Origin of the sequence: Fructobacillus americanaquae (assembly GCF_024029775.1) — a bacterium.
In the GTDB taxonomy this organism is placed as follows: domain Bacteria; phylum Bacillota; class Bacilli; order Lactobacillales; family Lactobacillaceae; genus Fructobacillus; species Fructobacillus americanaquae.
The window spans coordinates 849,698-875,184 of record NZ_CP097122.1; the positions used below are offsets into that span (position 1 = coordinate 849,698).

The window sequence follows — 25,487 nt, forward strand, 5'->3', positions numbered from 1 at the left end:
AGGCAACATGGCTTCTTTACAAGATATTAAACGGCGAATTGGCTCAACAAAAAAGACTCGGCAGATTACAGCTGCAATGCAGTTGGTTTCAACTGCAAAGCTTAGTAAGATTCAAAATTCGGCAACTGGTTACCATGAATATGCTAACCGTTTGAAGGCAGTGGTGGGCCACTTAATTGAGGCGCACGTGTTGGATAATGTCGATTCTGCTCATTTGCCAATGGTTGCTAAGCGGCCGGTAAAGAAGACGGGAATCTTGCTTGTGACCTCAGACCGAGGTTTAGTTGGGTCTTATAACGCCAACATCATCAAGAAGACAAACGCCTTGATGGAAAAGCACAACTTAACTAAAGAAAATACTGTGATCTTAGCAATTGGTGGTAACGGAGCTGATTTTTACAAGCAACGTGGCTTCTCCATTGCCTTAGAACACCGCGGTATTTCCGATGTCCCAACCTTCAATGAAATTCGCCAACTGTTAAAGACGGTCATTTCATTGTATGAAGCGGAAGCCTTTGATTCATTGCATTTGGTTTACAATCACTTTGTGAATCGTTTGGAATCAGAGCAACGAAACACGCAATTACTGCCATTGACAAAGGATATTTTGGAAGACATGGATGATAGTCACGAAGACGTGGCAGCGGACTTTGAAGTTCAATCAGCCTATGATTCCGAACCGGATTCAACTACAGTTTTGAACGTGGTTTTGCCACAATACATCCAATCGTTGGTTTTCGAAGCCGTGTTGGATGCCAAGACGGCGGAACATGCCGCATCATCAACGGCGATGTCATCGGCAACCGATTCAGCCGACGATTTAATTGGTACGTTAGGTTTGCAATATAACCGCGCACGTCAAGCACAAATCACGACTGAAATCACCGAAATTACTGGTGGCTTGGTTGCTTTGGAATAAGCTAATCGCAGCATCTTTGCGGGCTTAAAATAGCCAGCAAAGCTTTGAAATTGAAAGGAAACAACGATGACTACTGGAAAAGTCGTACAAGTGATCGGTCCAGTTGTTGATGTTGCCTTTGAAGAAGGGCAAGTTGTTCCTGAAATCAACAACGCCTTGTTGATTGATTTAGGATCTGACAAAACATTGACGGTTGAAGTTTCTTTGGCTTTGGGAAACGGGGTTGTCCGTACCATTGCCATGGACTCAACTGATGGATTGCAACGCGGCATGGCCGTGACCGATACCGGTAAGCCCATTGAAGTTCCCGTAGGGGAAGCTACTTTGGGTCGAGTTTTCAACGTGTTGGGTGACCCGGTGGATAATGCAGGTGCAATCGACTCTTCAGTCGTACGCCACCCCATTCACCGTGATGCTCCTGCATTTGATGAACTTGCAACTTCAACGGAAATTTTGGAAACAGGAATCAAGGTTATTGATCTTCTGGCACCATATATCCGTGGTGGAAAGATTGGGCTCTTCGGTGGAGCCGGGGTTGGGAAAACTGTTCTAATCCAAGAATTGATCCACAACATTGCCCAAGGGCATAATGGTATTTCTGTCTTTACTGGTGTCGGGGAACGTACCCGTGAAGGTAATGACATGTACCACGAAATGAAGGAATCTGGCGTTTTGAAGCAAACTGCCATGGTTTATGGACAGATGAACGAACCTCCTGGTGCACGTATGCGTGTTGCCTTGACTGGTTTGACGATGGCCGAATCATTCCGTGATAACGAAGGTAAAGATGTTTTGCTCTTTATCGATAACATCTACCGTTTCACGCAAGCTGGTTCTGAAGTTTCTGCCCTTTTGGGTCGTATTCCTTCAGCCGTTGGTTACCAGCCAACATTGGCTTCTGAAATGGGCCGTTTGCAAGAACGAATCACTTCGACTAAGAAGGGTGCCGTTACTTCAATCCAAGCCGTTTATGTGCCAGCCGATGATTATACTGATCCTGCGCCTGCAACGACTTTCGCCCACTTGGATGCTACAACCAACTTGGAACGTTCATTGACACAACAGGGTATTTATCCTGCCGTTGATCCTTTGGCATCAACTTCTTCTGCTTTGGACCCACAAGTTGTTGGGCAAGAACACTACGAAGTCGCTACTGAAGTGCAAAGGACTTTGCAACGTTACCGTGAATTGCAAGATATTATTGCAATTTTGGGTATGGATGAATTGTCAGACGAAGAGAAGGTTACTGTTAACCGTGCTCGTCGTATCCAATTCTTCTTGTCACAACCATTCTCAGTTGCGGAAACCTTTACTGGTGTGAAGGGTGAATATGTTCCTGTTTCAGAAACTGTTCGCTCATTTAAGGAAATCTTGAACGGTCAGTATGATAACTTGCCTGAAGATGCCTTCCGTAACGTCGGTGCTATCGAACAAGTGGTTGATAAGGCCAAGTCGATGGCCCAATAAGGGGGTAATCCATGGCTGATGAAGAAACAAACTCACGGGGAATCGCAGTTAAGATTGTGACCCCTGAAGGCCAAGTCTACGACCAAGACCAAGTTGAAATTGCTGTGATTAACACACAGGGTGGACAGCTGGGCATTATGGCCGGCCATGAACCAATTTTGGCCGCCATGGCCATTGACGAAATGTTGGTTAAAAAAGACCAACAAGAAAAGTCACTCGCCGTTAACGGTGGCGTGGCAGAGTTTTCTAATAATCTGTTGACGGTTATCGCCGACAGTGCAGAAACTGCTGATAATATCGATGTGAACCGTGCTGAAAGTGCTAAGGAACGTGCGCAATTACGTTTGGGTCATGCACAAGAAGTTAAAAACCAACACGAAATGGATATGGCCCGCGTCGCTTTGATGCGTGCTGTTAACCGTATTCATGTTGCTTCAATTCGTTCGGGTCGTTAAAATCAAAAAGGGAGTTAGCTGTTGGCTAACTCCTTTTTTTGTTGCTTAAAGTAAAAATCAGCGGGGTAGAGTTCTAGCTGATTTAGCAGTAAAAGTTGGACTTAATGAGTTCTTATGACAATTTTAAAAACATTGTTACATCAAAAAGGTTATCATGAGACATAGTAGGCGCAGATAATCGATTTTTTCTCGCCTCAAGAAAAAGAAAGGAGCGTCATATGAACGTCAAAAAGCAATTATTAATCGCTGCTGGTTTAGCTGGTTCTGTTGCAGCCGGTCAACATGCAGTTAGTGCCGACCAGGTGCAAAAGCATACAGTTGCCAGTGGCGAAACGCTATCAGCATTAGCGTCTCGTTTTAATACGACGGTGGCACAGTTGGCATCGGATAATCAAATTCAAAATGTTGATAAAATTTATCAAGGACAAGAATTGATTATCGGTGTTGCCAATACAAAGACCACATCACAAAATGCCACAACACAAATGACCGAAAATACTTACCGAGTTCAAGCGGGGGATAACCTCTGGACTTTAGCGCAGAAGTTTGGTTCAAGTGTTGATCAATTGGCCCAAGAAAATAATATCAAGGATGCCAATCAAATTTTTGTTGGACAGATTTTGTCCATCAATAAGAGTGGCAGTCAGACGAGTTCGCAAAGCGCTCAAACGTCTGCATCCCAGTCAGCCAGTTCGCAGACAGCTGTTTCAGAGGCGCCTGCATCGCAGACGGCTAGTTCTCAGACAGCTGTTTCAGAGGCACCTGCATCGCAGACGGCTAATTCTCAGGCAGTTGTTTCAGAGGCACCTGCATCCCAGTCAGCCAGTTTTCAGACAGTTGTTTCAGAGGCACCTGCATCGCAAACGGCTAGTTCACAGGTTGCTGTTTCAGAGGCACCTGCATCGCAAACGGCTAGTTCTCAGACAGTTGTTTCAGAGGCACCTGCATCGCAAGCGGCTCCGACATCAGTTTCTAGCCAGCAAAGCCAGGTAGTCCAAGATAATGCCTTGGATGATAACCAAGCAGAACAGCAGGCGCTTCAAACAATCATCATGAAGGAATCTGGTGGTAACGTCAATGCTACAAACGGCATTTACTTTGGAATTGGCCAATTATCTCCAACTCTGCGCGCTCGCTATGGTGGCAATTCAACTGATTATCAAGATCAGTTGCAAGCAATGAAAGCTTATATTGCTGCTCGTTATGGGACTGCACAGGCAGCATTGGCCCATCATTTGCAGTACGGTTGGTACTAAAATGCAAAAAAATTGATTTAAGTGTTGACGAAAGCGTCTTACCTTGATATACTAATATAGTTGTTTGATAGAGATATCAAGCAACAACTGACCATGGCTCGTTGGTCAAGTGGCTAAGACGCTGCCCTTTCACGGCGGAATCGAGAGTTCGATTCTCTCACGAGCTACTATTAAAGTCGCAACTTCGGTTGCGGCTTTTTTGTTGTCTAAAAGGCAAAGAAAAAACGCTGATGTGGCAGGGCAAATGTAAGGAGTTTTTAAGCTCGCTTATCAATGCGCTAGCAGTCTTTATCAGCGATTTTTGACTATAATTTTTTTACTTTTCTGCTTGTACAAGCTTATTAACTGGTGGGTTAAATTCACGCATTGCTTCGGCAAGATGGACCAAGTTGGTAATCAAACGTTGGTTAGGAGCTGGTACGCCGTTCTTTTCGGCCAAATCAGCCAAGTAGCCGTTGATGTAGTCAACTTCCGTTGGACGTCCCTTCACAAAGTCTTGATACATAGAAGGGAAGTGGAGTGGGTTACCAACGCGGGAAACGTAATCGACCTGTTCCAACATCTCCTGTTCTGTTTCAATCAATTCGATGCCGGCTGCCTTAGCACCAGCATAAACTTCTGCGACAAGTGGGGCAGCAATCTTTGAAACGAAGTCCTTGTATTCGATCAAATGACCCATCCGGGATTGGAACATGGTAGCGATTGAGTTTTCTACCGAGTTGAAAGTAACCTTTGTCAGCAATGTTCCCATGAAGTTTTCAGAATAAGAGGGGTTCAAGCCGGCTGCTTGAAAATCTTTTTGCACTTCATCCATGACCTTGGATGGCTTTTGGGTCAGGTTTGCATAAACAGAACTTGTTTCCCCAATAAAGTCGACGTCACCAAAGTTATTCAAAATAGTTGCAATCATAGCTGTTCCACCGATGATATGCTCTTCGTCGAAGTATTCTTGAATTTTTTCAATGTGACCCATGCCATTCATGGCAGCCAAAGCGGTTTGCCCCTTTTGGAACTTAGGTTGCAAGCGCTTTAATGCATCTGCTAATTGCATTTGCTTCATAAAGAAAATCCAGACATCTGGGGTATTTTCGTATTCTTCTGGTGAATAGATATTCACCTTAATTGGCGTCCGGTCTTCGTGGTTAACCGATCGGTAAACTACGTCGCCTTGAGCTTTAATAACGTCGACTGAACCTTGTGTTGGCTCGACAAAATCGACGTCGAGGCCTGCTTCTTCTTGCAATAAGAGACCGTAACGAAGACCCATCGCACCTGCACCCACAACAGCATATTTCATATTGATTCCCCCTTAGTGTGAAAACATTCTAATCTTTTTCTCATAATATAACAATAAAACAAGAATCCTGCAAGTCGAGTTTGATTTCGTTATAATAGAGGAGTTAATAACTAGAAAGAGAATAGAAGCCATGGAAAAAGAAATTTACTTAACTGGTGATCGCCCAACCGGAAAACTACATATCGGTCACTATATTGGATCATTGAAGAATCGAGTGGCTATGCAAAATTCTGGGGAATTTGACCCCTATATCATGATTGCCGACACCCAGGCCTTCACGGATAATGCGCGTAATCCTGAAAAAATCAGACAATCATTGACGGAAGTTGCCTTGGACTATTTGGCTGTTGGCTTGGACCCAAAGAAGTCAACCATTTTTGTCCAGTCCCAAATTCCAGGCTTAGCTGAATTAACGATGTACTTTATGAACTTGGTTTCATTAGGACGTTTAGAGCGTAATCCAACAGTCAAGACCGAAATTCAGCAAAAGGGCTTCGGAGAAGGGATTCCCGCTGGTTTCCTAACCTATCCAGTTTCCCAGGCTGCTGATATTACGATTTTTAAGGCCAAAAAGGTCCCGGTTGGTGATGATCAAAAACCGATGATTGAACAAACGCGCGAATTAGTGCGGTCATTTAATAATGCTTATCAAAAAGATGTCTTTGTTGAGCCTGAAGGCGTTTTTCCACCAAAGGGTCAAGGACGCCTACCAGGAATTGATGGAAATGCAAAGATGTCGAAGTCTTTGAATAATGGCATTTACCTTTCTGATGACCCAGACACCTTGGCTAAGAAGGTCAAGTCAATGTATACTGATCCAACACATATTCGTGTTGAGGATCCGGGACATGTTGAAGGAAACGTTGTCTTTACCTATTTAGATATTTTTGACCACGATCAAAGTCGGGTACAAGACCTAAAGGAACAGTACCAAGCGGGTGGTTTAGGTGATATGAAGCTCAAAAAGCACCTATTAGACGTGATGGAAGCTGAACTAGCACCGATTCGTGAACGTCGGTTAGAGTACGCACAAAATATGGATCAGGTATTAGCCATGTTGAAAGATGGTTCAGAAAAAGCCAACCAAAGGGCTGAAGAAACCATGAAAGAGGTTCGAACAGCCATGGGTATCAATTATTTTAATTAAAAATAATTCTTCATTGCGTTGGTTGCACTTTGCTTTTTTTTATTACATGACGTAAACTCTTTTAGGTAAGAATGTTAGTTATCGAAGAGGACCGTTTTGTGTTAATATCGCCATTAAAAAAGAGACCATATTTGTCAAAGTGCTTTCTAGCACTTTTTATTATTCTATCGATTATGCTGCGCTTCAATAGTGGTTTTTTGGAGTTAATGGATACTGTTTTGGCCATTGTTGCCCAAGAAATTGCTAGTCATTTCTTATTTTTAGCAGGACCTGCGAATTTGTTGGGAAGCTTGTGGTTCATTTGGTTAATCAATATTTTTTGGGCGTTTTTTATTCGATCTTTGGGCTTTAAAATTGGCTCTTGGTGGGTGCTGAACGTGACTACGATTTTCTTTATCACTATGATTATTTGGTCGGCGCTGGTCTTTTTGACCTGGAATCATGGGTTGACCTTAGATCAAACGATGCCTGATTTATCATTGGCAATGTGGGCCTTGTTTTTCTTTGAATTTGATAATATCCTGGTTCGTCGATTTCATGTGGCTCACTGGGTCAAGACAGCCATTCAAACCGTCTTTGTGTTGACATGGATTGTGTTAGCTGGGAATAAAATGGTGGGCAGTGATTTGTCCTTCACCATTGTGCTGGGTGCTTTCTTATTGGCCTATACCTACTTCCGTTTAGCTGCTAGAGTTTACTTAAAGCACGTTAAAAGTTGGTTAGCTATTTTTGCAGTTGACGGTGATATTTAGGTTGTGTTAAGGTAAGAACAACAAACAAAGAGGTCGCAACGAAAATCAGTAACCCTGGGGAGTCTGGCCAAGACGAAGAATGAGGGTGAAAGGTGCTGTTGCCGAAAGGAAATTTTTGGGCCAAAGATTCTCCTTGGGCCGGTGAAGAAGATTCATCGGACTGTCGTTTTTAACGGTGCGCTTTGCTAATCATTGCTATCATTATTGAACGAATTTACCGCCTGTTTTGTTTTGTGACAAAACAGGTTTTTTATTGTTTGAAATTAATATGAAGGAGTCATGCAAATGGCTGAACAAGATCAAAATGCCATCCAGCAGGAATTGAAGACACGTCATGTCTCCATGATTGCCTTGGGTGGATCAATTGGAACGGGGCTCTTTTTGGCCTCTGGAGCAACGGTATCGCAAGCAGGGCCAATGGGGGCAATCACTGCCTACCTGGTGATGGGTGTCATGGTTTACTTCCTGATGACTTCCCTTGGTGAAATGGCAACCTATATGCCAACTACTGGTTCGTTTTCGGAATATGGAAACCGTTTTATTGAACCAGCGATGGGTTTTGCCCTCGGGTGGAATTATTGGTTTAACTGGGCGATTACCATTGCGGCGGAAGTTTCAGCAGTTGGTTTGGTTGCACAGTTTTGGTTGCCCCACGTACCGGCTTGGGTTTTCTCAGCGATTGTGTTGGCGTTGATTTTCTTGATTAATCTCTTTTCTGTTTCGACTTTTGGTGAAACAGAATTCTGGTTATCAACAATTAAGGTTGTGACCATTGTCTTCTTCTTGGCTGTCGGTGTCTTGACCATTTTTGGGGTCATTCACTCCAATCAAAACGTGATGCATAACCTGTCTGTTGGGAACCATGGTTTTGTTGGTGGTTTCCAAGGGGTCTTATCAGTATTCTTAGTTGCTGGTTTTTCATTTCAGGGAACGGAAATGGTGGGAATTACTGCCGGTGAAGCAAAGGACCCGTCAAAATCAGTACCAAAGGCGATTAACTCAGTCTTTTGGCGAATCTTGTTGTTCTATATCGGAGCGATTTTTGTGATTTCTGCTTTGGTTTATTACAAGGATCCCAATTTGTTGTCAGCTGCTAATAACAATGACATCACAGTTTCACCATTTACGATTGTCTTTAAGAATGCTGGCATTGCCTTTGCAGCTTCATTGATGAATGCGGTTATCTTGACATCGATTATTTCAGCTGCTAATTCAGCTACTTATGCTGCCAACCGGACTTTATATGCCTTGGCCAAGAAGGGCCAGGCACCAAAGGTATTTTCTAAGTTGTCAAAGTTTGGTGTCCCTTGGGCATCCCTATTGTTGACTGTTTTTGTTGGTATGTTTGCTTTCTTGTCAGACATTAAGGGCGGTAGTGAAGCCTACACTTGGTTGGTTGCTGCCTCAGGTTTGTCAGGTTTTATAGCTTGGTTAGGCATTGCCTTAGCGCATTTGCGCTTCCGCCGTGCTTATGTTCGCCAGGGTAAGGATTTGAACAAGTTGGTTTACAAGGCTCGCTGGTTCCCATTTGGTCCGGTTTTAGCAATTGTTTTGTCAATCGTGGTGATTGTTTTGCAAGATCCATCTTCCTTTATTCACTTTGATTGGGAAAAGATTGGCATGACTTATTTGTCGGTGCCAATTGTCGTGATTCCATATATTGTCTATAAGATTGTTAAGAAGTCAAAGTTGATTCCGTTGGATGAGATTGATTTGGACTCAAAGGCGGAACATTAATAATCGGTTATTCGGCCGGACTTCGCTTGGGTAAGTTGTGTTTGTTAATTAATAAAAGAGCTTCCACTTTAAAGTGGAAGCTCTTTTTGTGAAAGTTCACGGCTTAGTCGCTCATTTCGGCTAAATCAAGGATAGAATTTGAGAAAAGATAGATAAAACGTTTAGCAAAAATGTCGGGTTTAACGGGTTCTTCTTGAGTAAGCCAGATGCTGATGGCGGCCATGACTTGGTTAATCGTGAGCTCGGCAAGGGTTTTTGAGGTTAGCTCGTGCTGGTTACCATTGGCACCATCAAAGTAGGGGATGAGCATGTCGATGTACTGTTGGTTTAAGTAGGGGCGCCAGGCTGGGTCTGCGACTTTTGAATAAAAAACACCGAGAAATTCATGTTTTTCATAGAGTGATGGGATAACGTTTTGAGCGAAAACATTTAGTAATTCTTTGAAAGAACGGTTTTTGTCATGAAAGGCAAAACACTTTAACTGTTGGTATGGTTTATTATCAACGTAATAATGCAGTGATTGCGTTAGTTCTTCAATATTTTGAAAATGATTTTTGTAGATAGCTTGTCTGGAGACACCTAATTCTTCAGCGATTTTGGCTAATGAAATATCTTTTGTACTCTCAGCGACTCGGGCGACCTTCAGGTATGCGTAAAAAATGCGTTCGGTTGTCACGGGTTGGGGATTTTCCATGGTGTCCTTTCGGGTAAGTGAAAATTAATATTGTGGATTATTGAACATTATACCATCTCAGTGACCACCAAAATGGTCTTTTTCAACATAGTTTGATGGGTGAGGTTAACACCTGACAACCAAAATCCCTTGAAAAAAGAGGACAAAACTCGGTAAAATGTAACTGTTGTGACACTGCTATGTCTTTTGTTTTAGAGCAAAGAGGAGAGACTTTGCCAAGAGACAGAGCGGTCCGCGTGATGTCCGTGCGTCGTTTCACTTAATCTGCATTGGTGAGAGATGAAAGGTCCGGTTGGGGCAACGATAAAACTCCCTGGTCCTTTTAAGGTGCATAACTTTGTTGATTAGCAAGTCAGTAATTGGTGAACTGCAAGTATACATAGGTTTGGAAGTCCACAACAAAATATTTTTCAAGAATAAGATTGGTCGAAGATGAGAGCGGCCAATCTTATTCTTTTTGTTGTCTTGGGGACAAGCTTATCGAGCAATCAGTTTCAATATTTATCTTTTTTGATTTATTGAAAATACGGATTGAGGCTGATTTAACTTTTTTAATAACAATTCTGGCTGTTCCTTAAAGAAGGTGGTCTTGACGCTAATTGACAGAAACGGCCACTTTTCGTATAGCGGGTGTTTCGTAAAAACCTTAACAAGCTTGGTGAAGTAATGATAGTCCACCGGTTTCAAACAGAACGGGGTCTATCACTCGAACGCTGACAGTGGCTTTAGTTGATCATTGGATTATCCATGCAGAATATGCTGAAAGAGCTAATCGCGACGCTCACTACCTTTAAAAGCAGAGGCGAACTCGATTTGAGGCAAGTTTGGGTCTTGCTTTTTTCTTTGATAGTGGGTACAATAGTAATCAGAAACACTGTAAATAAATATGGCAGTTGGTGATCTCTTGTCCACTCAACGCCCTTATATCAGGCAATGCCCGCTCTTGGCGACAAAAACGTGGCTTGCTTTTTTTGTGCCTTATTGGCCGAAATAAGGGCTTGATTTCGCAAATTGTAATCAAATTGTAATATTTTCCCTAGTAAACAGTGAATAACAGACGAGGTGATACTGTGGCAGGACATTTAGTAAATTATGGTAAATATCGTACCCGCCGGTCATATGCCAGCATTAAAGAAGTGCTGGATCTTCCAAATTTGATCGAGGTACAACTGGCATCCTACCAATGGTTCTTAGATGAAGGAATCAAGGAGATGTTTAACGACATCATGCCAATCGAAGACTTCCAGGGTAACTTGTCTTTGGAGTACGTGGACTATCAATTGATGGAACCAAAGTACAACATCGATGAAGCTCGTGAACACGATGCGAACTACTCAGCACCATTGCACGTGACGTTGCGTTTGACAAACCATGAAACCGGTGAAATCAAGTCACAAGACGTCTTCTTTGGTGACTTTCCATTGATGACTGAACAGGGAACGTTCATCATTAACGGTGCCGAACGAGTAATTGTTTCACAATTGGTTCGCTCACCTGGAATTTATTACAACCAAGAAGCTGACAAGAATGGTCGCCCACACTTCGGGACAACAGTTATCCCCAACCGTGGTGCTTGGTTGGAATACGAAACAGACGCAAAGGGAATTGCCAACGTTCGTATCGACCGGACGCGTAAGTTGTTGATGACAGAATTGGTTCGTGCCCTTGGCTTTGGTTCAGATTCGGATATTATTGATATCTTCTCAGACGGTTACGACGCCTTGAACATGACTTTGGAAAAGGATGTTCACAAGAACATGTCTGATTCCCGTGTTGAAGAATCATTGAAGGACATTTACGAGCGTTTGCGTCCAGGTGAACCAAAGACGGCCGACTCATCACGTGCTTTGTTGGTTGCTCGTTTCTTTGATCCAAAACGTTATGATTTGGCACCAGTTGGTCGCTACAAGATCAACAAGAAGTTGTCATTGAAGACGCGCTTGCTTAACCAGACTTTGGCTGAAACATTGGCCGACCCTGATTCTGGTGAAATTATTGCTGAAAAGGGAACGCTTGTTGATAAGGCTGTGATGGCCAAGTTGGCACCATTCTTGGATCGGGAAGACTTTAAGACAGTTACTTATACACCATCTGGTGATGCTGTCTTACAAGACGAAGTGGTTTTGCAAAAGATTAAGATTGAATCACCCGAAAATCCAGACAAGACTTTGCTTTTGATTGGCAACGGTCACTTGCCTGAAGACGAGCATAATGTTCGCCCAGCTGACATCTTGGCAGGAATGAACTACTTCATGAACTTGCAAGAAGGGGTTGGTCAAGTTGATGACATCGATCACTTGGGAAACCGTCGCATTCGTTCTGTTGGGGAATTGTTGCAAAATCAGTTCCGTATTGGTTTGACGCGAATGGAACGAGTTGTTCGCGAACGGATGTCAATTCAAGATGCTGCGACTGTTACGCCACAGCAATTGATTAACATTCGTCCAGTTGTTGCAGCTGTGAAGGAATTCTTCGGTTCATCACAGTTGTCACAGTTCATGGATCAGACGAACCCATTGGGTGAAATGAACCACAAGCGTCGTTTGTCAGCCCTTGGTCCTGGTGGATTGACTCGTGATCGTGCCGGTGTCGAAGTTCGAGATGTTCACTATACACACTATGGTCGAATTGACCCAATTGAAACGCCCGAAGGTCCTAACATTGGTTTGATCAACTCTTTGGCCACTTATGGTCGAATCAACAAGTATGGCTTTATTGAAACGCCATACCGCCGTGTTGATTGGGGAACTCATAAGGTTACCGAAAAGATTGATTATTTGACGGCCGATGAAGAAGATAACTATATCGTTGCTCAAGCCAACACGGAATTGGAAGACGATGGCTCATTTGTTCATAAGACTGCCATGGCCCGTTACGGTGAAGAAAACATCGAAACGCCAATCGAAAAGATTGACTATGTCGATGTTTCGCCAAAGCAGGTTGTTTCAGTCGGAACGTCGGTTATTCCTTTCTTGGAAAACGATGATTCCAACCGTGCTTTGATGGGTGCCAACATGCAGCGTCAGGCCGTGCCTTTGCTTGACCCACATGCGCCAATCGTTGGTACTGGTGTTGAATATAAGGCTGCCCACGATTCTGGTGCTGCCATTATCTCAACTGCAGCAGGTGAAGTTGAATATGTTGATGCCAAGGAAATCCGTGTCCGTCGTGAAGATGGTCAATTGGATACCTACGAGTTGATGAAGTTCCGCCGTTCAAACGGTGGTAAGAACTATAACCAAAAGCCAATTGTTAAGGTCGGGGAACAAATCGATGATGACCAGATTTTGGCAGATGGTCCATCAATGGAAAAGGGTGAACTGGCCCTTGGACAAAACCCAGTGATTGCCTTTATGACTTGGCATGGTTATAACTTCGAAGATGCCATTGTCTTGAACGAACGTTTGGTTCGTGAAGACGTTTATACATCAATTCACATCGAAGAATATGATTCAGAGGCTCGTGATACGAAGCTCGGCCCTGAAGAAATCACACGTGAAATTCCTAATACTGGTGAAGAACAGTTGAAGGACTTGGACGAAAACGGAATTATCCGTGTTGGTGCCGAGGTTAAGGATGGTGACATCCTGGTTGGTAAGGTAACACCAAAGGGTGTGACTGATTTGTCAGCCGAAGAACGTTTGCTACATGCTATCTTTGGAGAAAAGGCCCGCGAAGTTCGCGATACTTCTTTGAAGGTTCCCCACGGTGGTGGCGGAGTGGTTCAATCCGTTCGTATCTACACACCTGAAAATGGTGATGAATTGGCTCCAGGTGTTAACATGATGGTTCGTGTTTACATCGCTCAGAAGCGTAAGATTCAAGTCGGTGACAAGATGGCCGGTCGTCACGGAAACAAGGGTACTGTTTCAGTCGTTGTTCCTGAAGAAGACATGCCTTACTTGCCTGATGGAACGCCAATCGACATCTTGTTGTCACCCATGGGTGTGCCATCACGTATGAACATTGGGCAGGTTTTGGAACTGCACTTGGGATTTGCCGCTAAGAAGTTGGGCATCCACGTTGCTTCCCCTGTCTTCGATGGTGCTTCAGACGATGAAATCGAAGAAGCATTGGCTGAAGCTGGTTTGCCACAAGATGGTAAGTCTGTTGTTTATGACGGACAAACTGGTGAAGCCTTTGATAAGCGTGTTGCCGTTGGTGTTATGCACTATATGAAGTTGGCCCACATGGTCGACGACAAGATTCACGCCCGTTCAATCGGCCCTTACTCTCTTGTTACGCAACAGCCATTGGGTGGAAAAGCCCAATTCGGTGGACAGCGTTTCGGAGAAATGGAAGTTTGGGCTTTGGAAGCCTATGGTGCTGCCTACACCTTGCAAGAAATCTTGACTTACAAGTCGGATGATGTTGCTGGTCGTGTAAAGGTTTATGAATCAATCATCAAGGGTGACGCAATCCCTAAGCCTGGTGTGCCAGAATCATTCCGTGTCCTGGTGAAGGAATTGCAAGCCTTAGGTCTGGATATGCGTGTCTTGGACCAAGAAGGTGAAGCCGTTCAATTGAAGCAGATGGATGAAGACGATTCAGTCTTACCAGTTGATGCTTTGGAAAAGTTGGCCCGTACGAACCCTGATTTGCTTAACCGCGATGACGAAGAAGTTAAGGTAGCCTTTGATAAGGTAGAAGAAGACGCTGGTCAAAACTCTACTGATGAACAAGAATAATTAAAAGAAAGGTGACCGAATAGATGGCAATCGATGTTAATAAATTCGAGAGTATGCAAATCGGTCTGGCCTCACCTGATCAAATCCATGACTGGTCTCATGGGGAAGTCAAGAAGCCAGAAACGATTAACTATCGTACTCTTAAGCCTGAAAAAGATGGTTTGTTCGATGAACGAATCTTTGGCCCAACAAAGGATTACGAATGTGCTTGTGGAAAGTATAAGCGGATCCGTTATAAGGGAATCGTTTGTGACCGCTGTGGTGTTGAAGTTACTTCTGCCAAGGTTCGTCGTGAACGCATGGGTCACATTGAATTAGCTGCCCCAGTTACCCACATCTGGTACTTCAAGGGAATTCCATCACGAATGGGATTGGTCTTGGACATGTCACCACGATCATTGGAAGAAGTGATCTATTTTGCTTCTTATGTCGTTGTTGACCCAGGGGATGCTCCTGTTGAAAAGAAGCAATTGCTTACTGAACGTGAGTACCGTGATTACAAGAAGGAATTCGGTGCAAACTTTAAGGCTGGCATGGGTGCTGAAGCTGTCAAGGAATTGTTGGCCAGTGTTGATTTGGCCGGTGAAGCTGATGCCTTGAAGCATGAATTACAAGAAGCAACAGGCCAAAAGCGTGTGCGCGCGGTTCGTCGTTTGGACATTATTGAAGCCTTCTTGCAATCAGACAACAAGCCAGAGTGGATGGTGATGGATGTTATCCCGGTTATCCCACCTGACTTGCGTCCGATGGTTCAATTGGAAGGTGGCCGTTTTGCCACATCTGATTTGAACGATTTGTATCGTCGTGTTATCAACCGTAACAACCGTTTGAAGCGTTTGTTTGACTTGCATGCTCCAGGAATCATTGTTCAAAATGAAAAGCGGATGTTGCAAGAAGCTGTTGATGCCTTGATGGATAACGGTCGTCGTGGCCGTCCCGTTTCAGGTCCTGGTAACCGTCCTTTGAAGTCTTTGTCTCACATGTTGAAGGGAAAGCAAGGCCGGTTCCGTCAGAACTTGTTGGGTAAGCGTGTTGATTACTCAGGCCGTTCTGTTATCGATGTTGGTCCGTTCTTGAAGATGAACCAAATGGGATTGCCACGTCCAATGGCAATTGAATTGTTCCGTCCATTTATCATGCGCGAATTGACAAAGCGTGGCCTTGCTGGCAACGTTAAATCAGCTAAGCGTAAGATTGATAAGGCCGACGAAGACGTCATGGACGTTTTGGAAGACGTTATCAAGGAACACCCAGTGCTTTTGAACCGAGCACCGACATTGCACCGTCTTGGAATTCAGGCCTTTGAACCGGTTTTGGTTTCAGGAAAGGCGATGCGTTTGCACCCATTGATCTGTGAAGCGTATAATGCCGACTTCGATGGTGATCAGATGGCCATTCACGTGCCTTTGTCTGATGAAGCGCAAGCGGAAGCCCGGTTGTTGATGTTGGCTGCTGGCCACATCTTGGCACCCAAGGACGGAAAGCCAATCGTTGCTCCTTCACAGGATATGGTGATTGGTAACTATTACTTGACGACTGAAGAAGCTGGTCGTGAAGGTGAAGGCATGATTTTCTCATCGATTGATGAAGCTCGGATTGCTTTTGCTAACAAGCTAGTGCACTACCAAACTCGTGTTGGTATTCAAACTTCTTCATTTTCAGAAAAGAAGCCATTTACTGATGACCAACGGTCAAAGATCATGGTCACCTCAGTTGGTAAATTGATTTTCAATGAAATCTTGCCAGTTGAATTCCCATTCATCAATGAACCATCTGATGATAATTTCCAGGGAGTTTCCGATGACTTCTTTATGGAACCAGGGGAAAACATTCACGAATTTTTAGCTGACCGTGAAATCATTAAGCCATTCAAGAAGGGCTTCTTGTCTGATATCATCGCTGAAGTCTACAAGCGTTACAAGGTGACGGAAACGTCATTGCTTTTGGATCGCATGAAGGACTTGGGCTATGACATTTCAACGCAATCTGGTTTGACGGTTGCGATGACCGATGTAACTGAATTGGCTGACAAGCCAAAGATTTTGGCTGATGCACACGCCGAAGTTGAACAAGTAACGAAGCAATTCCGTCGTGGTTTGATTACAGATTCAGAACGTTACCAACGTGTTATTGATATCTGGTCAAAGGCTAAGGATGTTATCCAAGACGAATTGATGGCTACTTTCGACACTCGTAACCCAATCTACATGATGCAGGATTCAGGTGCTCGTGGTAACATCTCGAACTTCGTTCAGTTGGCTGGAATGCGTGGTTTGATGGCCGGGCCTGGTGGTAAGATTATCGAATTGCCAGTTACCTCAAACTTCCGTGATGGTTTGACTGTGATGGAAATGTTTATCTCAACCCACGGTGCTCGTAAGGGTATGTCTGATACGGCCTTGAAGACGGCCAACTCAGGTTACTTGACTCGTCGTTTGGTTGATGTTGCTCAGGACGTTATTGTTCGTGAATACGACAACGGTTCTGATCGTGGTGTGGCTGTTAAGGCAATCGTTGATGGTAGCTCAGTGGTTGAACCATTGTACGACCGAATTCTTGGTCGCTATGCTATGAAGACTGTCTTTGACCCAGAAACTGGTGAAAAGATTGTTGCTCGCAACGAAATGATTGATGAAGACGCCGCTAAGAAGATTGATGCTGCCGGTATTGAAGAAGTCACGATTCGCTCTGTCTTTACATCAACGACGGAACACGGCGTTTCTGTCTTGGATTATGGCCGGAACTTGGCTACTGGTGAAGAAGTCGAAGTTGGTGAAGCCGTTGGTACTGTTGCCGCTCAATCAATCGGAGAACCTGGTACGCAGTTGACCATGCGTAACTTCCACACGGGTGGTGTTGCCGGTGGAAACGATATTACACAAGGTTTGCCTCGTGTGCAGGAAATTGTTGAAGCTCGTATTCCTAAGGGACGTGCTGAAATTTCTGAAGTAACTGGTAAGGTTACCACGATTGAGGAAAACCCAGCCGAACGTACAAAGGAAGTCACAATTGAAGGTGAGACGGATACCCGGACTTACACCTTGCCTTTGGCTGCTCGGATGCGCTTTGGTGAAGGCGACATGATTAACCGTGGTGATGCGATTAATGAAGGACCAATTGATCCAAAGGAATTATTGGCCGTAACAGATACGTTGACTGCTGAATCATACATGTTGTCAGAAATCCAAAAGGTTTATCGTTTGCAGGGAATTGAAGTTTCCGATAAGCACATCGAAGTGATGATTCGTCAGATGTTGCGTAAGGTACGTGTCATGGATCCAGGTCAGACGGATTTGTTGCCTGGAACTTTGATGGATATTGCGGACTTCAAGCGGGCTAACGAACCAGCTTTGTTTGCTGGTAAGGTTCCCGCAACTGCTCGTCCTGTTTTGCTTGGAATTACAAAGGCTGCCTTGGAGACTAACTCATTCTTGTCAGCCGCCTCATTCCAAGAAACAACGCGTGTCTTGACGGATGCTGCTATCCGTGGCAAGAACGATCCACTTGTCGGTTTGAAGGAAAATGTTATCATTGGTAAGATTATCCCTGCCGGTACCGGAATGGCTGAATATCGTAAGATTAAGCCAGAAGTTGTTGGTGAAGTTGTTGACCAACCCGAAGAAAAAGACATTCAATCTTTGGACCAGGTTGCCCAAACAATTGATGGTCAAGACTAAAAGAATCAAGGGAAAACCAGCGAAAGCTGGTTTTTTTATTGTTCAAAGTCCCTGAGTAGGGTAGACTAGGAGTAGATTTAAAAACGAGGCGACCATGAAAAAAGTAAAAATTGACTGGATTGATTGGATCCAAAAGCTGAATAAAAAACAACTTTGGGCAATGGTGATCATCCCGACAGTGCTCCTATTAGTTTTGTTGTTGGTCCGCATTAAAACTGGGAACGAAGCCTATAATCAAAATTGGTTTGTTTATTTTTTTGCGGTCCTTTACGTTGTCGCATTTAGTCCAATTGGTGAACAAATCCAATTTCGTTTGTTTCCACAATCGATTCCTCATAACCAATACCAGGTGACCACTTGGTCGCAATGGGAACAGGCCATGATTACGGCTACTGTTTTGATGATTATTTCGCTTTTATTTTGGCCAATTCAAAAGCAAGGTGAAATTGCGACTCATTTGATTGCGGCCATCATCGTTGGTTTTTTGTCCATGTGGACGATTCGAATGGTGCAGGGAATGCGGCGAGAAAAGAATAGGCGCTAAGTCAATCACTCGTTATCAGTCAGCGAATTTTCGACTGAGGCGAGTGTTTTGCCTTTTGCAAGAAATGTTATTGAGGCCTTAATTTTGTAAAATCAGGACAAGATTAGCCTGATTACTTGTTGAGAGCTAACAAAATTGGTACTGTCTAGGTGTCGCTAGCCTAGTTGAGCCAAAACTGAAAGAGATATTGAATGGAACAACTTGACTATAAACAGATGAATGGGCTGTCTTTAGCTTACATCGGTGATGCGATTTATGAATTAACAGTCCGCAATCACCTGGTTGCCATGGGATTAACGAAAGTGAACGACTTACAAAAAAAGTCACGGCACTATGTCTCGGCCAAAGCGCACGCCGCCTTGTACCAATTGATGGAAGATGATCAATTGCTCAGTGAGAATGAGTTAACTTATTTTAAGCGTGGTCGCAATGCCAAGTCATATACCAAGGCTAAAAATACCAATGTTGTGGCATACCGGATTTCAACTGGTGTGGAAGCAATGATTGGTTACTTGTACTTGTCTAATCAAGAAGAGCGTTTACAAACGATGATGGAATGGATTTTCGACCAAGTGGAAAGCGGGAGAACGAACAATGTCTAATGAGCAAGCACCAGCCTTTATTTACGGTCACCATGCCGTTGTTGAGGCTTTAAAACAGAAAACAGCAATCAACAAGCTGTGGTTACAGCCTGGTTTGCAGCCAAAAGTAGAGCGGGAAGTGAGCCAATTAGCTAAGCAACAGGGCATTGTTATCCAACAAGCGCCCAAGGCAAAGCTGGATGAGTTAGCCGATGGGGGTAACCACCAGGGCTTGGTTTTGTCAGTGGCTGCCTTTACTTATGCTAGTCTAGATGACTTGTTTGACAAGGCTCAGAGTAAAAATGAGGATCCTTTTTTCCTGATTTTGGATGAAATTGAGGATCCCCATAACTTAGGATCAATTTTGCGAACGGCTGATGCTGCTGGTGTTCATGGTGTCATTATCCCCAAGCGTCGAGCAGTGCAACTGACGGGAACGGTGGCGAAAAGTTCTACAGGTGCAATTGAGCACGTCCCGGTTTGTCGCGTGACGAATTTGGTGCAAACAGTTAAGACATTGAAAGAACGTGGCGTTTGGATCTTTGGTACTGACATGGCCGGACAAGATTATCGGACATGGGATGCCAAAGGTGCTACGGCCCTGGTTATTGGAAATGAAGGGAAAGGAATTTCACCCTTACTGAAAAAACAGGTTGATGGTATGTTAACCATTCCAATGATTGGTCATGTTCAATCGTTGAATGCCAGTGTGGCTGCTAGTTTATTGATCTATCAAGGATATAGTTCAAGGCACCCTCTTTAAGGGGCCTTGTGTTCACAAAGCCCCCCGCTAAAGGAGGCTTTTTTGATGGAAAGAAGACCATTACGGGAAGGGAGCCACGAAGTGCTCCTAGCGCAACAGGGTGATGAAGAGGCTTTTGTGACCCTCTATCGTCGTCATGTGGGCATGGTATGGCTGGTCTACGGTAACTATTTGACGAATGTTTGTCGCGCAGATGATTGGGAAGCGGATGCTCTCGAAGCCATGTTGCACTGCCTAAGACGTTATGATGTGCAAAAGGCTCGGGCAAAGTTTTCAACATACTTAATGGCTGCTTTACGTAATCGGGCGATTGACTATATTCGGAAGCAAAATACAAAGCAGGAGCAGTTTAACCGTGCGATGACACGTTTTGATGCCAGCCAGGATTTGCCTGTTGTGGTTGCTGAACCGACGGGAACCCCGGAACAACAATGTATTGCCCGTGAAACTCTAGCGGAAGTTTTAAACTTTCGCAAAGGTGAAGTTGCTAATATTATTAGTTTTCTGATTGGTGATGGGCGAATTTTATTGCAACCACATGAATCGAGTCATCAAGTTACTAGGGTGCAATACCGGTTGAAGCAGGCTTATTTGCGGCGGCTCTATGAGTGAATGTTGAAAAGCAGGCCTAAAGATGCTATGATGCTAGTTAGCGAGGTAACTTTATGCCAAGTCAAAAAGCATCATTGGCCTGTGAGGTCTGTGGATCAAGAAATTATACCGTTACCCTGGCAAAGGGGCGGGTAGAGCGCTTGAGCGTCAAAAAGTTTTGTCCCCATTGCAAAAAGCATACGCTCCACCGAGAAACAAAGTGAGGTAGTGAACCATGATTACATACTTTAAAAATGTCGCTGCAGAAATGCGCAAAGTTTCTTGGTTGTCAATGGAACAAACAACAAAAGAAACGGTTGCTGTTATTAGTATCTCAATCGTTTTTGCCGTCATTATTGGTGCATCAGATTGGCTTTTGCAACAAGGTGTTAATTTGTTCTTGGCACGATAAGTCGGAATATAGTATACTAAAGGCAGTTAGAAGAGTCAGCGGACTCTTTTTTATTTGCAATTCAAGGAGGAAGGGCATTTGCCCGAAATAACCATGACTGAAGAAATCGAAAAAGCTTGGTTCGTTGTCCACACATATTCAGGTTACGAACACAAGGTTCAAGCAAACTTGGAATCACGAACACAAACAATGGGAATGGCCAATCAAATTTTCCGGATTTTGGTGCCAGAACAAGAAGTTTCGACTGTTCAAGATGGTGAAGTGAAGACTTCCATCGAAAATGATTTCCCTGGCTATGTCTTGGTTGAAATGGCCACTCCACAAGATGGTAATATGACTGATGAAGCTTGGTATGTTGTTCGTAACACGCCAGGTGTTACCGGATTCTTGGGTTCTCACGGAGCCGGATCAAAGCCAAACTCTTTGTTGCCTGAAGAAGTTGAATTGTTGATGAAGCGCATGGGCATGACTGGTCAAGCCACTGTTGATTTGGATATCGAAGTTGGTCAAACAATCAAGATTGTTGCTGGTCCATTTAACGGGATGGAAGGAATTGTCCGTGCCATTGACAATGAAAAGCAAGAAGTTGAAGCAACAGTTGAGGTCTTTGGTCGTGAAACGCCAACAGAACTTGGCTTCAACGATATCGATACAAATTTTTAATTAGAGTTTAGACCGAGTACAAATGCCTTTGTTGTTGGGTTTAAAGAAAAAACGTCCTTTACTTGGGACGTTTTTTTTGATATACTAATCTGGTATGTCAAAGACATGCGTGGAAGCAGCACTGAAGCTGCGCTCTACCACAACACGAGGAGGAAATATATCGTGGCTAAAAAAGTTATCAATGTTGTGAAACTGCAAATTGCCGCTGCCAAAGCAACTCCAGCTCCACCAGTTGGACCTGCCTTGGGACAAGCCGGTATTAACATCGCACAGTTCACTAAGGAATTTAACGCACGGACTGCTGACCAAGCTGGTTCAACAATCCCTGTCGAAATCTCAGTTTTCGATGATCGATCATTCGAATTCGTTACTAAGACTCCACCAGCAGCTGACCAATTGCGGAAGATTGTTGGTAAGGGTTCTGGTGAACCTAACCGTACTAAGGCCGGTAACGTAACCTTGGACCAAATTCGTGCAATTGCTGAAAACAAGATGGCAGATTTGAATGCCAACGACGTAACAGCAGCCATGAAGATGATCGAAGGAACAGCCCGTTCAATGGGTGTTACGGTCGACGGTGTGGACTTGACTGTTGAAGGAACAGCAATCAAGGAGGACGCAGAATAATGACACAAAAGCATGGTAAGAAGTATTTAGAAGCTGCTGCTAAGGTTGAAGCTGAAAAGGCTTACGCATTGGCAGACGGAATTTCTTTGTTAAAGGAAGTTTCATACGCAAAGTTCGACGCTTCAGTTGAAGTTACTTTTAAGTTGAACGTTGACACTCGTCAAGCTGATCAACAACTCCGTGGTGCTGTTGTTTTGCCTAACGGTTCTGGTAAGGACAAGACAGTTGTTGTCTTTGCTCAAGGCGACAAGGCAAAGGAAGCCGAAGCTGCCGGTGCTGACGTTGTTGGTGCTGCTGACTTGGTTCAACGCATCCAAGACGGTTGGTTAGACTTTGACGTTGCTGTGGCAACTCCTGACATGATGGCACAAGTTGGTCGCGTTGGTCGCGCATTGGGTCCTAAGGGATTGATGCCAAACCCAAAGACTGGAACTGTAACCATGGATGTTACCAAGGCTGTTTCAGATGCTAAGGGTGGTCAAGTGACTTATCGTACTGACCGTGACGGAAACGTTGCCGTTACTGTTGGTCGTGTATCATTTGACGATGCAAAGTTGGCTGAAAACATTAAGTCAATTGCTGAGACTGTTTTGAAGGCTCGTCCTGCAGCTGTTAAGGGAACTTACGTTTCAAACGTTGCTTTGTCTTCAACAATGAGTCCTGCAGTTACCTTGGACTTGGCTTCTCTTTAATTGACAGCCTAGCTGAAAACTGCTAAGATAAATAAGTAAATAAAATCAATTTTGCCTAAGACTCAGGTGGTGCTTGCACCTTAATATCCTGCCGAGGAAGTTAATCAATTAACTTTACCCGTCTGTCTTTTGCAGGCGGGTTTCTTTTGCAAAAAAATCTTTGAAAGGAGAATTTCATATGAGTGAACAAGCTATTGCAATCAAAGCACAGAAGGTTTCAGAAGTTGCCGATCAATTTAAGGCTGCTTCAGCCGCTGTTGTTGTCAACCCACGTGGTTTGACTGTTGCCGAATCAACCGACTTGCGTTCACAGTTGCGTGAAGAAGGCGTTGTCTTGGAAGTTATCAAGAACAAGGTTTTGGAACGTGCTGCTAAGGAAGCTGGTTTCGAAGAACTGAACGATTTGTTTGCTGGCCCATCAGCCGTTGCCTTTTCAAACGACGATGCTGTTGCCCCAGCTCGCATTTTGAAGAAGTTTGCTGACGAAAATGACAAGCTCGTTATTAAGGGTGGTGTTGTTGACGGAAGTATTGCTGGTGTTGATGAAATCAACAAGTACGCTTCATTGCCTTCTCACGAAGGTTTGCTTGGTCAGTTGATGGCCGAATTCCAGTTCCCTATCCGTTCCTTCGCTTATGCTGTTAAGGCATTGCAGGAAAAGAAGGAAGCTGAAGAAGCTGCTGAATAAGCATAACTATAAATTACAAACTATTTAAAAACTAATTGGAGGAATTAATCATGGCTTTTGATAAAGACGCGATTATCGCATCATTGAAGGATGCAACAATTTTGGACTTGGCTGACTTGGTTTCAGCTATCGAAGAAGAATTTGACGTTTCAGCTGCTGCTCCTGTAGCCGCTGCTGGTGCTGCTGGTGCCGACGGCGCAGCTGCTAAGTCAGACTTCGACGTAGAATTGACTTCAGCAGGTACTGCTAAGGTTAAGGTTATCAAGGCAGTTCGTGAAGCTACTGGTCTTGGCTTGAAGGAAGCTAAGGACATGGTTGACAACGCACCTTCTGTTATTAAGGAAGGCGTTGCTGAAGCCGATGCTAACGAATTGAAGGAAGCTTTGGAAGCAGCTGGCGCATCAGTTACTTTGAAGTAATCCTAGAAAAAGGGCCTTTAGAGGCTCTTTTTTTGTACATATTTTAGTAAAATAAGAACAGAGGACAACAACGCATGACGGAAAAAATTTCAGGTGAACAATACTTTACGGCACAACCAGATGCAGCTCATGATTATCAAGATTTTGATTTTGAACTTTTAGGCAATAATTTGCATTTCACGACCGATGCTGGTGTTTTTTCCAAAAGAACGGTTGATTTTGGGACACGGACGATGCTTGCTGTCGCGGCCAAAACTGATTTTCCAGCTGGTCGTATCTTGGATTTGGGCACCGGTTACGGTCCAGTGGGGATTGCTATTGCTAAGGCGCTGAACAAAAATGTTGATATGGTCGACGTCAATCAGCGAGCCCTTGATTTGGCCCAAAAGAATGCCAACAAAAACGGAGTGGGTAGCCAGGTGAAAGTTTTTCAGTCCAATATTTATGAGGGTGTTCAGGATCAATATGCGTTAATTTTGGTCAATCCGCCAATTCGCGCTGGTAAGTCCGTGGTGACAGCAATGCTCCAGGAAGCCAAAAACCATCTACTACCAGGTGGTAAGCTCCTAGCCGTTTTGCAAAAAAAGCAGGGCGCACCATCTGCTCAAAAGAATCTCGAAGCTGTTTTTGATAACGTTTCGATTGTAGGTAAAAATAAGGGCTACTATGTCTTGGAGGCGGTGCATGGCTGAAATTCCAACTTTAAGCTCTGAACAAGTGGCTTATTTTATGGATATTGCCATAGCAGAGGCGAAACGGGCTGGTGAAATTGGTGAGGTACCGATTGGTGCTGTAATTGTCAAAGATGGACAGGTGATTGCGACCGGTTCAAACCGGCGGGAAATCGACCAAGAAGCCAGTAGCCATGCTGAATTATTGGCCATCAACCGGGCAAATCAGGAGCTCGGTACGTGGCGGCTCGAAAATACAGCACTTTTTGTGACCTTAGAGCCCTGCCTGATGTGCGCGGGAGCCATCATTAATGCTCGGATTCCATTGGTCTATTATGGTGCCCAGGATCAAAAGGCTGGTGCTGTATCATCTTTATATAATGTCTTCGAGGACAAGCGGTTAAACCATCAAGTAAAAACTTATGTTGGTGTGAAGGCTGATCAATCGAAGGCTTTATTGAAGGCCTTTTTTCAAGAAATTCGACAAAAGCAAAAAGCGAAAAAACGGGCTGCCAAAACATTGAAAAAGTTGGCTGAAAGTGAGTAACCGTCAGGTTTTGAGACTGATTTTTCTTCTTGGAAATGCTTGCTAAAAACCTGATATTTCGCTATAATAACAGTGCAGGCAAGGGTTGCCTTTCGAACCGAGTCAGGACAGAAATGTAGCAGCTCTAAGATTGATTAACCTTGTGCTTGTGTACATAGCAAAACCGCCAAACGGCGGCTTTTTTTGTAAGGGAGGGGACC

Annotated in this window: 24 protein-coding genes, 1 tRNA gene, 1 other RNA gene, 1 riboswitch and 1 other annotated feature; of the genes, 24 read left to right on the top strand and 2 right to left on the bottom strand. The window is 44.1% G+C overall.

Features of this window, described 5'->3' with window-relative positions:
- Positions 1-7 precede the first annotated feature (7 nt).
- The 5 genes from M3M36_RS04075 (at position 8) to M3M36_RS04095 (ending at position 4,264) form a co-directional block, all read left to right on the top strand.
- Positions 8-919: a F0F1 ATP synthase subunit gamma gene (locus tag M3M36_RS04075; RefSeq protein ID WP_252773345.1), complete on the top strand. Its 912-nt coding sequence runs from the start codon at positions 8-10 to the stop codon at positions 917-919.
- Positions 920-985: 66 nt separating this feature from the next.
- The gene (gene atpD / locus M3M36_RS04080) at positions 986-2,386 is read left to right on the top strand and encodes a F0F1 ATP synthase subunit beta (RefSeq protein WP_252773346.1); all 1,401 of its coding nucleotides are present in this window, start codon (positions 986-988) and stop codon (positions 2,384-2,386) included.
- A gap of 11 nt (positions 2,387-2,397) precedes the next feature.
- On the top strand, positions 2,398-2,841 hold the full coding sequence (locus M3M36_RS04085; protein ID WP_252773347.1) for a F0F1 ATP synthase subunit epsilon: 444 nt from the start codon (positions 2,398-2,400) through the stop codon (positions 2,839-2,841).
- 218 nt (positions 2,842-3,059) lie between these two features.
- Entirely contained in the window at positions 3,060-4,097 is a 1,038-nt protein-coding gene (locus tag M3M36_RS04090) for an aggregation-promoting factor C-terminal-like domain-containing protein (protein WP_252773348.1), read from the top strand.
- Between the two features lie 95 nt (positions 4,098-4,192).
- Positions 4,193-4,264 (top strand) — tRNA-Glu (locus tag M3M36_RS04095).
- Between the two features lie 149 nt (positions 4,265-4,413).
- On the opposite strand, the gene M3M36_RS04100 is transcribed toward M3M36_RS04095, so the two are convergent.
- On the bottom strand, positions 4,414-5,394 hold the full coding sequence (locus M3M36_RS04100; protein ID WP_252773349.1) for a ketopantoate reductase family protein: 981 nt from the start codon (positions 5,392-5,394) through the stop codon (positions 4,414-4,416).
- Positions 5,395-5,524: 130 nt separating this feature from the next.
- Between M3M36_RS04100 and trpS the strand changes: the two genes are divergently transcribed.
- From trpS to M3M36_RS04115, 3 genes are all read left to right on the top strand, one after another.
- Complete coding sequence (gene trpS / locus M3M36_RS04105) at positions 5,525-6,541, top strand: tryptophan--tRNA ligase (RefSeq protein WP_252773350.1); 1,017 nt, start codon at positions 5,525-5,527, stop codon at positions 6,539-6,541.
- A 206-nt stretch (positions 6,542-6,747) separates the two neighbouring features.
- Positions 6,748-7,293 carry a hypothetical protein gene (locus M3M36_RS04110; protein ID WP_252773351.1) on the top strand — a complete coding sequence of 182 codons (546 nt, stop codon included), beginning with the start codon at positions 6,748-6,750 and terminating at the stop codon, positions 7,291-7,293.
- A gap of 19 nt (positions 7,294-7,312) precedes the next feature.
- Positions 7,313-7,484, top strand: a riboswitch (Lysine riboswitch).
- A 94-nt stretch (positions 7,485-7,578) separates the two neighbouring features.
- Positions 7,579-9,030, top strand: coding sequence for an amino acid permease (locus M3M36_RS04115; RefSeq protein ID WP_252773352.1), 1,452 nt, complete (start codon positions 7,579-7,581; stop codon positions 9,028-9,030).
- Between the two features lie 103 nt (positions 9,031-9,133).
- On the opposite strand, the gene M3M36_RS04120 is transcribed toward M3M36_RS04115, so the two are convergent.
- On the bottom strand, positions 9,134-9,724 hold the full coding sequence (locus M3M36_RS04120) for a TetR/AcrR family transcriptional regulator (RefSeq protein WP_252773353.1): 591 nt from the start codon (positions 9,722-9,724) through the stop codon (positions 9,134-9,136).
- Positions 9,725-10,794: 1,070 nt separating this feature from the next.
- On the opposite strand from M3M36_RS04120, the gene rpoB reads away from it, so the two are divergent.
- The 16 genes from rpoB to ffs all read left to right on the top strand — a co-directional run bounded on the left by rpoB (position 10,795) and on the right by ffs (position 25,444).
- Positions 10,795-14,412 (top strand): DNA-directed RNA polymerase subunit beta, encoded by a 3,618-nt coding sequence (rpoB, locus tag M3M36_RS04125; protein WP_252773354.1) that lies wholly within the window; start codon positions 10,795-10,797, stop codon positions 14,410-14,412.
- Positions 14,413-14,435: 23 nt separating this feature from the next.
- Positions 14,436-18,089: a DNA-directed RNA polymerase subunit beta' gene (rpoC, locus tag M3M36_RS04130; protein ID WP_252773355.1), complete on the top strand. Its 3,654-nt coding sequence runs from the start codon at positions 14,436-14,438 to the stop codon at positions 18,087-18,089.
- A 94-nt stretch (positions 18,090-18,183) separates the two neighbouring features.
- The gene (locus M3M36_RS04135; protein WP_252773356.1) at positions 18,184-18,633 is read left to right on the top strand and encodes a hypothetical protein; all 450 of its coding nucleotides are present in this window, start codon (positions 18,184-18,186) and stop codon (positions 18,631-18,633) included.
- Positions 18,634-18,824: 191 nt separating this feature from the next.
- Entirely contained in the window at positions 18,825-19,235 is a 411-nt protein-coding gene (locus tag M3M36_RS04140; RefSeq protein WP_252773357.1) for a Mini-ribonuclease 3, read from the top strand.
- Positions 19,228-19,977, top strand: coding sequence for a 23S rRNA (guanosine(2251)-2'-O)-methyltransferase RlmB (gene rlmB / locus M3M36_RS04145; protein ID WP_252773358.1), 750 nt, complete (start codon positions 19,228-19,230; stop codon positions 19,975-19,977). Before M3M36_RS04140 ends, rlmB begins: the two co-directional genes overlap by 8 nt.
- Before the next feature lie 45 nt (positions 19,978-20,022).
- Positions 20,023-20,589 (top strand): RNA polymerase sigma factor, encoded by a 567-nt coding sequence (locus M3M36_RS04150; RefSeq protein ID WP_252773359.1) that lies wholly within the window; start codon positions 20,023-20,025, stop codon positions 20,587-20,589.
- 53 nt (positions 20,590-20,642) lie between these two features.
- Positions 20,643-20,792, top strand: coding sequence for a 50S ribosomal protein L33 (gene rpmG / locus M3M36_RS04155; RefSeq protein WP_252773360.1), 150 nt, complete (start codon positions 20,643-20,645; stop codon positions 20,790-20,792).
- A gap of 11 nt (positions 20,793-20,803) precedes the next feature.
- Positions 20,804-20,980 carry a preprotein translocase subunit SecE gene (gene secE / locus M3M36_RS04160; RefSeq protein ID WP_252773361.1) on the top strand — a complete coding sequence of 59 codons (177 nt, stop codon included), beginning with the start codon at positions 20,804-20,806 and terminating at the stop codon, positions 20,978-20,980.
- A 93-nt stretch (positions 20,981-21,073) separates the two neighbouring features.
- Entirely contained in the window at positions 21,074-21,643 is a 570-nt protein-coding gene (gene nusG, locus M3M36_RS04165) for a transcription termination/antitermination protein NusG (RefSeq protein ID WP_047974799.1), read from the top strand.
- Positions 21,644-21,805: 162 nt separating this feature from the next.
- Positions 21,806-22,270, top strand: a complete 465-nt coding sequence (gene rplK / locus M3M36_RS04170; protein WP_047974798.1) for a 50S ribosomal protein L11 — start codon at positions 21,806-21,808, stop codon at positions 22,268-22,270.
- The gene (gene rplA / locus M3M36_RS04175) at positions 22,270-22,962 is read left to right on the top strand and encodes a 50S ribosomal protein L1 (protein ID WP_252773362.1); all 693 of its coding nucleotides are present in this window, start codon (positions 22,270-22,272) and stop codon (positions 22,960-22,962) included. Before rplK ends, rplA begins: the two co-directional genes overlap by 1 nt.
- Positions 22,963-22,998: 36 nt before the next feature.
- Positions 22,999-23,118: a sequence feature (ribosomal protein L10 leader region), on the top strand.
- Between the two features lie 22 nt (positions 23,119-23,140).
- Positions 23,141-23,650, top strand: a complete 510-nt coding sequence (gene rplJ / locus M3M36_RS04180; RefSeq protein ID WP_252773363.1) for a 50S ribosomal protein L10 — start codon at positions 23,141-23,143, stop codon at positions 23,648-23,650.
- A 50-nt stretch (positions 23,651-23,700) separates the two neighbouring features.
- The gene (gene rplL / locus M3M36_RS04185; protein WP_047974795.1) at positions 23,701-24,069 is read left to right on the top strand and encodes a 50S ribosomal protein L7/L12; all 369 of its coding nucleotides are present in this window, start codon (positions 23,701-23,703) and stop codon (positions 24,067-24,069) included.
- 74 nt (positions 24,070-24,143) lie between these two features.
- Positions 24,144-24,761, top strand: a complete 618-nt coding sequence (locus tag M3M36_RS04190; RefSeq protein WP_252773364.1) for a class I SAM-dependent methyltransferase — start codon at positions 24,144-24,146, stop codon at positions 24,759-24,761.
- The gene (tadA, locus tag M3M36_RS04195) at positions 24,754-25,287 is read left to right on the top strand and encodes a tRNA adenosine(34) deaminase TadA (protein ID WP_252773365.1); all 534 of its coding nucleotides are present in this window, start codon (positions 24,754-24,756) and stop codon (positions 25,285-25,287) included. Before M3M36_RS04190 ends, tadA begins: the two co-directional genes overlap by 8 nt.
- Positions 25,288-25,357: 70 nt before the next feature.
- Positions 25,358-25,444: signal recognition particle sRNA small type (gene ffs / locus M3M36_RS04200), an RNA gene on the top strand.
- Positions 25,445-25,487: the final 43 nt, after the last annotated feature.

Coding starts and splice junctions, on each gene's coding strand:
- M3M36_RS04190 (WP_252773364.1), top strand. CDS start 24,144: ATGACGGAAAAAATTTCAGGTGAACAATACTTTACGGCACAACCAGAT.
- M3M36_RS04115 (WP_252773352.1), top strand. CDS start 7,579: ATGGCTGAACAAGATCAAAATGCCATCCAGCAGGAATTGAAGACACGT.
- nusG (WP_047974799.1), top strand. CDS start 21,074: ATGACTGAAGAAATCGAAAAAGCTTGGTTCGTTGTCCACACATATTCA.
- atpD (WP_252773346.1), top strand. CDS start 986: ATGACTACTGGAAAAGTCGTACAAGTGATCGGTCCAGTTGTTGATGTT.
- M3M36_RS04140 (WP_252773357.1), top strand. CDS start 18,825: ATGGAACAACTTGACTATAAACAGATGAATGGGCTGTCTTTAGCTTAC.
- rpoC (WP_252773355.1), top strand. CDS start 14,436: ATGGCAATCGATGTTAATAAATTCGAGAGTATGCAAATCGGTCTGGCC.
- rpmG (WP_252773360.1), top strand. CDS start 20,643: ATGCCAAGTCAAAAAGCATCATTGGCCTGTGAGGTCTGTGGATCAAGA.
- secE (WP_252773361.1), top strand. CDS start 20,804: ATGATTACATACTTTAAAAATGTCGCTGCAGAAATGCGCAAAGTTTCT.
- tadA (WP_252773365.1), top strand. CDS start 24,754: ATGGCTGAAATTCCAACTTTAAGCTCTGAACAAGTGGCTTATTTTATG.
- M3M36_RS04085 (WP_252773347.1), top strand. CDS start 2,398: ATGGCTGATGAAGAAACAAACTCACGGGGAATCGCAGTTAAGATTGTG.
- M3M36_RS04110 (WP_252773351.1), top strand. CDS start 6,748: ATGGATACTGTTTTGGCCATTGTTGCCCAAGAAATTGCTAGTCATTTC.
- M3M36_RS04100 (WP_252773349.1), bottom strand. CDS start 5,394: ATGAAATATGCTGTTGTGGGTGCAGGTGCGATGGGTCTTCGTTACGGT.
- M3M36_RS04135 (WP_252773356.1), top strand. CDS start 18,184: ATGAAAAAAGTAAAAATTGACTGGATTGATTGGATCCAAAAGCTGAAT.
- rlmB (WP_252773358.1), top strand. CDS start 19,228: ATGTCTAATGAGCAAGCACCAGCCTTTATTTACGGTCACCATGCCGTT.
- rplL (WP_047974795.1), top strand. CDS start 23,701: ATGGCTTTTGATAAAGACGCGATTATCGCATCATTGAAGGATGCAACA.
- rplJ (WP_252773363.1), top strand. CDS start 23,141: ATGAGTGAACAAGCTATTGCAATCAAAGCACAGAAGGTTTCAGAAGTT.
- M3M36_RS04090 (WP_252773348.1), top strand. CDS start 3,060: ATGAACGTCAAAAAGCAATTATTAATCGCTGCTGGTTTAGCTGGTTCT.
- rplA (WP_252773362.1), top strand. CDS start 22,270: ATGACACAAAAGCATGGTAAGAAGTATTTAGAAGCTGCTGCTAAGGTT.
- trpS (WP_252773350.1), top strand. CDS start 5,525: ATGGAAAAAGAAATTTACTTAACTGGTGATCGCCCAACCGGAAAACTA.
- M3M36_RS04150 (WP_252773359.1), top strand. CDS start 20,023: ATGGAAAGAAGACCATTACGGGAAGGGAGCCACGAAGTGCTCCTAGCG.
- M3M36_RS04075 (WP_252773345.1), top strand. CDS start 8: ATGGCTTCTTTACAAGATATTAAACGGCGAATTGGCTCAACAAAAAAG.
- M3M36_RS04120 (WP_252773353.1), bottom strand. CDS start 9,724: ATGGAAAATCCCCAACCCGTGACAACCGAACGCATTTTTTACGCATAC.